The organism is Clostridioides sp. ZZV14-6345 (genome assembly GCF_020657775.1).
GTDB classification, from domain to species: Bacteria; Bacillota; Clostridia; order Peptostreptococcales; family Peptostreptococcaceae; genus Clostridioides; species Clostridioides difficile_D.
The window spans coordinates 39,986-49,382 of record NZ_JAGWCX010000028.1 but is presented as its reverse complement, the minus strand read 5'-3'; the positions used below and the strand labels follow the sequence as shown (position 1 = coordinate 49,382).

The window sequence follows — 9,397 nt, the reverse complement described above, 5'->3', positions numbered from 1 at the left end:
GTCACGAGTGTGCGTAGCTATTTTTTAATCAATAAGATTTTTAGCATATGAATAATCAAATACTGGTCCATCTAAACATATATAAGTATCATCCATCTTACAGTGTCCACATTTACCTATTCCACAACACATCTTTCTTTCATAAGAAACCCAAATATTCTTTTCATCTAAATCTCTTTTTAAAAATTCTCCTACTGTAAATTTCATCATCATTGGAGGTCCAACTACAACTATAGAAGTATTATTTATATCTTTTATATCCAATTCTGGTATGTATTTCGTTACTAATCCTACGTTTCCACTATATCCTTCATCTGCTCCATCTACAGTAACTAAAATATCAAGTTTTTCACTCCATCTCTTTAAATCATCTGCAAATAAAATATCTTTTGGCGATTTAAATCCTACTATTAGCTTAAATTTTTCACATTTTTCTTTATTTTTATAAAAATGTTCAACTATTCCTCTTACAGGAGCTAATGCACTTCCTCCTGCTACTACTACAATTTCTCTTCCTTCATAAAGAGACACATCAAATCCATTTCCATAAGGACCTCTTATAAAAAAAGAATCTCCTTCTTTATAATTAAACAACTCACTAGTTACTTTTCCTACATTTCTTATTGTAAAGTCAATATAATCTTCTCCATATCCTGATACTGATATCGGACTTTCACCATATTTAGGTATAGATATCTCATAGAACTTTCCAGGCAATACCCCTTTTGTATTGCAGTTTACTCTAAAAGTCCATTCTTTATCAGTATGTTTAACTATATCTAGTATTTTTGCACTTACTGGTATATATGAGTTCATTTATATTTCCTCCTTACTAGTTACTAAATCATTTATTTTTTCTATACACTTTGAAAATGATATGTATTGTGGACAGGCATCATCACATCTTCCACATCCAATACACATATGATATCCGAATCTTTTTTTGAAATCGTTTATTTTATGCATAGTTTTAAATCTCATTCTTTCCCCTTGTTTTTTTCTAAAAGAATTTCCACCTGCTATATCTGTATATCCATCTACTTGACATGAAGCCCAAACTCTTCTTCTCTCACCTACATTTTCATTTTCCTTATAGAAAATATCCTGCATTGTAAAACATGAACATGTTGGACATACAAAATTACATCTCCCACATCCAATACATCTTGTATCATATTCATCCCATATTGAATTTCCTATCATTTCATTTGAATCAATATTTTCTGGTACATCTACAGAAATTAAATTCTCAGTTACATAATTAACATTAAACTCAGTTGCTTCTCCATCAAATACTTCAAATTCACTATCCTTTATGTCTAAATACAGTGTATCTCCTTCTATATTTAATCCAATTGAATAATTATCAGTTTTATTAGAATCCATGCTTACACAAAAACAGTTTCTAAAACTTTCCTTACATCCTACAAGCGCGAATTTCACTTTATCTCTAATGTTTTTATAAAAATAATCTTTCTCTTCTCCATTATTTAGATATATTTCATCAAGTCTTTTTATTCCATTTATATCACAAGCTCTTAAGAAAATTAAAATTTTCTTGTCGTCTAAATCGCTTTCCTTAAACTCTTTCTCAGTAAAATAAAATAATACTTGATTTATAGGGAGTACAACTTCTTTTGGTGAAAAATTTGATTTTTGAGCAAACTCCATTTCTTCAAAAGCGTTTACCTCTTTGTACCTTATCATGTCAGTATCTGAAAAAGTACCTTTAAATGGTATTAGAACTGGTGCAAATATCTTGTAGTCTTTTTTTAGATAATTCAGACCTTCATTGAATTTAGATGAATCTAATTTTAATTTCATTTTTATCACCTTTCTTATATTTTAGTTTTGCTTACTTGTTATCTTGTTTAAATCTTAACACTTTATTTTCTATACTTCTGTGATAATTATCACAGTTTCAAAAATAATAAAAAACCTTATCTGCTTTTTATAAAATTCAATAAAGTTAAGATAAATATTAGTGAATTAGATAATAAAAAAATCTATAAAATAAAAAAGAATCTATAAATAGATTCTCTTGATAATATCTTCATTTAATTAAATTTTTAATAATACTTTTACTTAATAATAATTAATTATTTTTAAAGTATTTTGATAACTCAATTTCTTTAACATAAAAACCTTTATTATCAATCTTTACAAGTTCTTCTTTTTGCAATACTTTTATCATTCTAGAAACAGTCTCCCTTTTACAGCCAAGCATATCAGCTAAATATGTAACTGTAATATTTACATTTAGTAGAGTCCATTCTCCACAGCAAATTCCAAATTCTTTACTTAATCTATATAACTTTGCTGCAAGTTTTTTATCTACTTTTATGGATATAGAATTTTTTAACTGTCTATATAAACGTCTTATTCTTCTTTCCATATAAGAAATAATATCTTTTGTAAGTTGAAAATCATTTTGCATAATTTCTAAAAAGTCTTCAATACTATAATAAGCTACAATTGAGTTTTCAAATGCCTCACATCCAACAGTAGAATTTTTAGAAGAGTCAAAGGTAATATCGTTTATAATTTCACCAGTATTCAAAATAAAAATTACCTTTCTCTCACCATTTTCACTTATCTTAAAAATAGACACCTTTCCATCTAAGAGTATATAAACACTGTCCAAGCTATCTTTTTCATAAAATAAAATTTCTTTTTTTTGTAATCTTTTTAGTTTAGCTTTTTCCTTAAGTTGATTCTTCGTTTCAGTACATAAATTGTTAAAAATCATTACTTTATCAATATTATAATCTTTTAATTTAGACATGTAATATCTCTCCATTCCTAAATTTTTAAGAAAGCTCTATAAAACATTACAAATTTTTTTATTTTATTCATTTTTAAACAATTTTATAGCATTTGTAGTTTTAATCTTTCTTTCAATAGCTTCACTAGAAAGTTCTTTTACTACCTGTGTATATACTAAATCAATAATGAAAAATTGTGCTAATTTAGAAGATATTGAACCAGTTTCCAATACCGTTTCTCCTGATACATAAGATAAGTGCACATCTGAAATATCTTTTAATTCAGAGTTTTTATTTTCAGTAATTGATATAATTTTAGCATTATTAGCTCTTGCAAGCTTTACAGTTTTTATAATTTCCTCAGTCTCACCAGAATGTGAAATTGCTACTATTAAATCTCCCTCTTTCATTATGGAAGACATCATTATCATTGTATGGCTACTATCAAAGCTCACACAATTAAGTCCTATTCTCATAAATTTATAGTTTGAATCCTGTGCTATTATACCAGAATATCCAATACCTATAAAGTAAACTTTCTTTGCATCTATTATAAGCCTTGCACAATCATGTACATCTGTACTGTTGATTATCTCTACTGTATTCTCTAAAGTTGTTATATTCGAACTTAAAAGCTTCTTTGCTGTATCCAAAGCTGGCTCATCATTTTGTATATTTTTATTTATAATATTCTTTTTATTGATGGTTGATATCTCTTGTGCTAAAGTAACTTTAAAATCCTGCAATCCACTAAAATTCATTTTTTTTACAAATCTAGTTATAGTTGCTTCTCCAATATTACTCTCTTTAGCTATTTGTGATATTGGCTTATAAAATACATCCTCTATATTCTCTTTTATATAAGCTATCAATAATTTATCTGACTTTGTGACTTTAAAAGTTGGTGATTCCAATTGTTCTAAAATACTCATTAAAAACCCTTCTATTCTTTATATTTTGTTTAAAAAATTATATAATGCCCCAAGCATTCCTGCATCATTTTGTCTCTTTGCAAATTCTACATTAGTGTTTTTGTAAACTCTCTCTATAAGAACCTCCTTTAATGCTTCGTCTATTTTTGGTTTTAGAAATTTTTCTTGTGCCATAATTCCACCACCTAAAATTACTACTTCTGGATTTATTACATAACATATATTTGCGATTCCAACTGCTAATGATTTTATCATATTATTGAGTTCTTTTAAACAATCTTCGTCATTATTCTTTGCTAAATCAAAAATTATTTTTCCATTTAAGTCATTTTCATTCAAATTCTTTATTTTTGCTACTTTTTTAATTAGACTGCTGGTAGATGCTAATTCTTGAAAAGAACTTCCATTTATATTCATATATCCTACTTCACCAGCACTATTACTAAATCCATTTATTAGTTTATTGTTCATTATAACACAACCACCAATTCCAGTACCTATTGTCAAGCATATAGAGGATGTTGCTCCTTTGCCTGCTCCAAGCCACATCTCACCAAGCCCAGCACAATTGACATCATTTTCAACTTCACATTTTATATTAAACTCTTTTTCTACTTCCTTTTTTAATTCCATACCATTATAATTTGGAATTAATTCTTCTAATGCAAATAATATCTTACCTTCAATTGGGTCAACCATACCTGCTGTTGATATACATATACCACTTATTTCATTTTCTTTTATATATTTTTTTACTATCTGTTTTATTTTAGATAATATTCCTTCTCCACCTTTTTCTTTTGCTTCAGTATCTAAACTTGATTTATCAATTATTAATCCATCTTCTCTAATAAATCCATATTTTATTGAAGTACCTCCAACATCTATACAAACGTAATTTTTCATAACATATCTCCATATAAATTATTTTTATAAATTAACATCATTATTTAAAATCTTATATTATACGAATTTTTTATTTATCTTTTCCAATTCACATATATATTTCCTTGCTTCTGATAAATCTATTGTATCATTTAATATAATTTTTTCCTTAGTTATATGATATTTATAAATATTTTTACATAAATCTTCTCCTAACATATTAAGACCTTCTTGAGTATAGTGAACATCATCAATAGTTAGCCCTTTATCATGAAATTGCATGGCAATTTTACTTCCTACACATAATATATCACATTCTTTACAAGCAGACTCCTGTGCTGCTGCAATTCGTCTTGTTCTAATAAAATATTCATCTTCTCCAAGCCAATAACCAGTTAAACTTACAAACATTTTATCAATTGTACATTCTTCTTTAAGTCTATATGCAATTTTTTTTAGACTTTCTTTATAGTATAAGGCATCAGTACCGTATTTTGCATCACTTTCACCTTGAATCCAAATAATATATTTATTTTCTATATTATAATGCTTACTTAAGGTACTACATCCTGCATTGAATTTTTCTATAGTATCATTTAGAAACCAGTTATTATCATGATTCCAGTTTTTTATTCTTGAGCCATCTTTTGCATTGTGAATAAAACAAACTTTATTACCAGTAAGTTTATTCCATTCATTTGAAAACGCAGGTGCTATAGTACCATCTCCCTCTGAAGTCTCTAGTTCACATCTCATATTTATAATTTCATCAGTACTCAAATATTCAAAACAATTTTCATTTGGAATGACACTCTCTTTTGGATTTCCCAATCCTCTAGCATTACTTTGTCCTATTAATAAGAATACATCTATATTTTCCATAAGTTAACTCCTTTACAAATCTTTAAGCTTTTAATTGTTTTCAATTTATCTTGTAAAAAACTAAGACTGAAAATAGTAATCTAACTAAAATTTACGAAATCTCACTAATCGCTGAAAGTTAAATCACTATTTTCAGCCTTAGTGATTATATAAATTCTCATTATCTAACCAAAACCTTAAAAATAGCTTTTTTGATATTTTCTTTTTCTAAAACTTTTATTGCTGTCATATGAGCATCTTCTGGATAACACACTAAGAAATCACCTTTTCTAAGTTCAACATATCCATTATTTTTTCCATCAAGAGGTAAAAAATCGCCCTCTTCTTCATATGATTTTTGTTCTAAATTTTCTATAAAATTTAAGTCTATTCGTTCACTCCCATCAAGCATCAAATGGACATCTATATACTTCTTGTGGGCTTCCCAGAATCTTTCTTCTTTTTCACAAGTTTTATACTCTACAATATTCACAAAAATATCATCACCATCTATTGTATAAGTACCTTTTTCATAATCTATTAATGAATTATCTTTAGCATATTCAAAACATCTAAGTAAATCTTCATGTAATGTTGAATATGTCTTACTATGATTTATATTTCCAAATATCATAAGCACTATCTCCCTATATAATTATATACGCTATTTTTTAGACTTTTATATATAAAGTATTATACAATCTTATAGAGTAACTAAATTATTTATCTAATCACTCTATAAGACAATTTATCATTCAATTATAATATTATTTTTCGTAATAAACAGTAGTCTCAGCTCTTGGTAAGGATACTTTTGCTTTGACTTTAGCTTCTATTGCACTAAATATTGTGCCTACTACTACAGAAGTAGTTATTGTTATTAGAGAATATGCCCAAGAAGTTACTTCTGGCATACAGTATTTTAGATAAACAACTAAAATTGCTGATACTATAAATCCAACATATGCTCCCATCTTAGTTGCTTTTTTACAAAATGCACCAAGTACAAATATTCCTGCTAAAACACCTAGTACTAGCCCCATAAAACTATTGAACCATTCATATGCTGACTTTATTTCTCCATTTGCTAAAACTATTGCAACAGCTATGGAAAGTATACCTACACCTAATGATATATATTGTGCTATCTTAGTTTGTTTTTCCATACTTATATCTTTTGTTATGATAGTTTGTATATCTAAAGTCCAACTTGTAGCAACTGAGTTAAGCCCTGTTGATAAAGTTGATTGAGAAGCTGCATATATCGCTGCAAGTAGTATTCCTGTTATACCTACTGGTAATTCATAAGCTATATATGATGCAAAAACTTGGTCTTGTTGAACTGTTTGAGCTAAATCTGGATTTTGAGTATAGTATATAAATAAACAAGTTCCAATTAGGTAAAATACTGTTGCAAGTCCCATTGATAAAACACCATTTCCATATGTCATTTTGTTAAGTTGCTTTATGTCAGTTGTTGTAGTAAATCTTTGGACTATATCTTGACTTGATACATATGATGAAAAAGTATTAAGACCAGCTCCAACAAATATTATAAATGCACTTGTAGATAGTATATTTTTATCAAACATAACTTCATTGGTTGCTAAGAACTTGTGTCCAGTTGTAAGAGTATCCATTACTGTTCCAAAACCACCATTTATACTTGCTATTAAATAGAATAATGTCCCTGTAACACCTACTATTAGCACCATCCCTTGTATAAAGTCGGTCCATAAAACAGCTTTTAATCCACCTGTATATGAATAAATTATTGCTATTACACCCATAACTATTATCAGTACATTTACAGGTATTCCTGTAAGACCAGCAAGCACTACTGATGGAAGATACATTATAATAGACATACGTCCTATTTGATATACTATAAACATTAAAGCTCCAAGTACTCTAAGACCTTTGCTTTCATATCTCATTTCTAAGTACTGGTATGCTGTATCTATTTCTAACCTACTATACAGAGGTAAGAAAAATTTTATTGTTAAAGGTATAGCTATAAACATACCTAACTGTGCAAACCATAAAATCCAAGTCCCACCATAAGAATTACCTGCTAATGATAAAAATGATATTGGACTTAATAATGTGGCAAATATTGATACTGATGTAACCCACCATGGAATAGTTCCATCACCTTTGAAGAACTCTTTTCCCTTCATTTCTTTTTTTGAAAATAACAATCCTGCAAATAAAACTGCCAATAAGTAAACTACCAGTATTGCAAAATCTATCCAAGTAAATCCTACCATTTGACTACTCCTCCCATACTAAAAGCATTTTATTAAAAATACTTTCTGTATATTTCTTTTGCTCTTGATTTCATTTCATCCGTTGCTTCTTTCATAGGTTGTCTACAGTATCCAGCTTCGACACCTTGTTCTTCAAGTAGTAATTTAATTGTTTGATATAAACCATTTCCTAATATATCTGTTATTAAGTCATTAGTCACATGTTGTACTTCAAGTGCTTCTGATATTTTTTCATTTTTAGTTAATTCAAATATTTGTCTAGCTCTGATACCGTTTACATTAAATGTAGAACCAATTGCTCCATCTACACCTAGAACTGTAGCTGGTAGCATCATTTCATCGAATCCTGCAAATATTAATTTATTTGGGAATGTTTTTCTCATTCTTTCTAATAAATAGAAATCTGCTGCTGTAAACTTAACACCTATTATCTTTTCATTTTCAAATAATTCTCCAAACTGGTCTAAACTCATATCAACCCCAGTTAAAAATGGTATAGAGTATATTATTAATCTATTATCTACAGAATTTATTATTGTATTATAATAGTATTTTATTTCTTCAAAATCAAATTTATAGTAAAAAGGTGTAACAGCACTTATAGCATCATATCCTAAATCAGTTGTAAATTTAGCAAGTTCTACAGCTTCTTTTAAATTAACTGAACCAACTTGAGCTATTAATTTTATTTCTTCTTTCACTTCATCTTTAGCTATTTCAAATATTCTTTTCTTCTCATCAGTTGAAAGCATAAAGTTTTCTCCTGTACTACCTCCTACATAAAGCCCATCTACTTTACAAATATCTATATTATGTCTAATTATTTGTCTTAACCCTTTTTCATTTATATTTCCTTCCTTATCAAATGAAACTAATAATGCTGAATAAATTCCCTTCATATCTGTTGTTCTCATACCTTTACCTCCAATTTTAATTTTCAAATATAGTTAAATATAATAAATTTTTAATTTATAAATTAATTTTTAATTAATTTCAATTACTTTAACAAATTTTTCTGTTATTAATTGTGGTCTTGTTATTGCTGAACCTACAACTGATGAATGAACTCCTAGTTCGAAAACCTTTTTTAAATCTCGAGGAGTATTTACCTTTCCTTCTGCTATTACAGGTATTTCTAAATCTTTAACTAGTCTTTCCATTAATACAAAGTCTGGACCTTCTAAAGTTTCTGTATATGGAGTATATCCAGATAGTGTAGTTGAAACGCAGTCTACACCGTATTCTTGTGCTTTGACAGCTTCATCATAATTTGAAATATCCGCCATTACTAGAACACCATTTTCTTTTATATACTTTATAATTTCTTTTAAATCTTCATTATTTGGTCTAACTCTATTAGTAGCATCTAAAGCTATCATTTCACACCCTGTTGTCAAAAGTTCATCAACTTCTTTTTTAGTTGGTGTTATATATATATCTGAATCTTCATAATTTCTCTTTATAATACCTATAACAGGAAGTCCAGTAACTTTTTTTATCTCAATAATATCTTCAACTCCTTGAGCTCTGATTCCAACAGCTCCACCTTCCATAGCAGCCTTAGCCATTCTACCCATTATAAAAGGGCTGTGAAGAGGTTCATTTTCTAAAGCCTGGCATGATACTATTAATCTTCCCTTTACCTTATCTAGCATTTTTTCAATTACCTCATTTCTGAAATTTA

10 protein-coding genes are annotated in these 9,397 nt (G+C 28.0%); all 10 read right to left on the bottom strand.

The annotated features are described in order from the left end of the window. Positions 1–24: 24 nt before the first annotated feature. Positions 25–816, bottom strand: coding sequence for an anaerobic sulfite reductase subunit AsrB (gene asrB / locus KGF39_RS09530; protein ID WP_054274185.1), 792 nt, complete (start codon positions 814–816; stop codon positions 25–27). Next, on the bottom strand, positions 817–1,824 hold the full coding sequence (gene asrA, locus KGF39_RS09525; RefSeq protein ID WP_227822123.1) for an anaerobic sulfite reductase subunit AsrA: 1,008 nt from the start codon (positions 1,822–1,824) through the stop codon (positions 817–819). It abuts the gene before it with no gap. A 271-nt stretch (positions 1,825–2,095) separates the two neighbouring features. Beyond that, entirely contained in the window at positions 2,096–2,785 is a 690-nt protein-coding gene (locus KGF39_RS09520) for a Crp/Fnr family transcriptional regulator (RefSeq protein WP_227822122.1), read from the bottom strand. Positions 2,786–2,848: 63 nt separating this feature from the next. Next, positions 2,849–3,697 (bottom strand): MurR/RpiR family transcriptional regulator, encoded by an 849-nt coding sequence (locus tag KGF39_RS09515; protein WP_054274188.1) that lies wholly within the window; start codon positions 3,695–3,697, stop codon positions 2,849–2,851. Positions 3,698–3,715: 18 nt separating this feature from the next. Next, positions 3,716–4,603, bottom strand: coding sequence for an ROK family protein (locus KGF39_RS09510; RefSeq protein WP_227822121.1), 888 nt, complete (start codon positions 4,601–4,603; stop codon positions 3,716–3,718). A gap of 57 nt (positions 4,604–4,660) precedes the next feature. After that, positions 4,661–5,464, bottom strand: a complete 804-nt coding sequence (locus KGF39_RS09505; RefSeq protein ID WP_227822120.1) for a sialate O-acetylesterase — start codon at positions 5,462–5,464, stop codon at positions 4,661–4,663. Between the two features lie 160 nt (positions 5,465–5,624). Then, on the bottom strand, positions 5,625–6,077 hold the full coding sequence (locus KGF39_RS09500) for a YhcH/YjgK/YiaL family protein (protein ID WP_227822119.1): 453 nt from the start codon (positions 6,075–6,077) through the stop codon (positions 5,625–5,627). 133 nt (positions 6,078–6,210) lie between these two features. Continuing rightward, entirely contained in the window at positions 6,211–7,713 is a 1,503-nt protein-coding gene (locus KGF39_RS09495) for a sodium:solute symporter (protein WP_227822118.1), read from the bottom strand. Between the two features lie 32 nt (positions 7,714–7,745). Further along, positions 7,746–8,627 carry an N-acetylneuraminate lyase gene (locus tag KGF39_RS09490; RefSeq protein ID WP_413927034.1) on the bottom strand — a complete coding sequence of 294 codons (882 nt, stop codon included), beginning with the start codon at positions 8,625–8,627 and terminating at the stop codon, positions 7,746–7,748. A 69-nt stretch (positions 8,628–8,696) separates the two neighbouring features. After that, positions 8,697–9,368 (bottom strand): N-acetylmannosamine-6-phosphate 2-epimerase, encoded by a 672-nt coding sequence (locus KGF39_RS09485; RefSeq protein WP_227822117.1) that lies wholly within the window; start codon positions 9,366–9,368, stop codon positions 8,697–8,699. Between the last annotated feature and the right edge of the window lie 29 nt (positions 9,369–9,397).

What these genes read in the sequence shown, in the direction of transcription:
- KGF39_RS09495 (WP_227822118.1), bottom strand. Translation starts at nt 7,713, where the DNA reads ATGGTAGGATTTACTTGGATAGATTTTGCAATACTGGTAGTTTACTTA.
- KGF39_RS09510 (WP_227822121.1), bottom strand. Translation starts at nt 4,603, where the DNA reads ATGAAAAATTACGTTTGTATAGATGTTGGAGGTACTTCAATAAAATAT.
- KGF39_RS09505 (WP_227822120.1), bottom strand. Translation starts at nt 5,464, where the DNA reads ATGGAAAATATAGATGTATTCTTATTAATAGGACAAAGTAATGCTAGA.
- KGF39_RS09515 (WP_054274188.1), bottom strand. Translation starts at nt 3,697, where the DNA reads ATGAGTATTTTAGAACAATTGGAATCACCAACTTTTAAAGTCACAAAG.
- KGF39_RS09500 (WP_227822119.1), bottom strand. Translation starts at nt 6,077, where the DNA reads ATGATATTTGGAAATATAAATCATAGTAAGACATATTCAACATTACAT.
- asrB (WP_054274185.1), bottom strand. Translation starts at nt 816, where the DNA reads ATGAACTCATATATACCAGTAAGTGCAAAAATACTAGATATAGTTAAA.
- KGF39_RS09485 (WP_227822117.1), bottom strand. Translation starts at nt 9,368, where the DNA reads ATGCTAGATAAGGTAAAGGGAAGATTAATAGTATCATGCCAGGCTTTA.
- asrA (WP_227822123.1), bottom strand. Translation starts at nt 1,824, where the DNA reads ATGAAATTAAAATTAGATTCATCTAAATTCAATGAAGGTCTGAATTAT.
- KGF39_RS09490 (WP_413927034.1), bottom strand. Translation starts at nt 8,627, where the DNA reads ATGAGAACAACAGATATGAAGGGAATTTATTCAGCATTATTAGTTTCA.
- KGF39_RS09520 (WP_227822122.1), bottom strand. Translation starts at nt 2,785, where the DNA reads ATGTCTAAATTAAAAGATTATAATATTGATAAAGTAATGATTTTTAAC.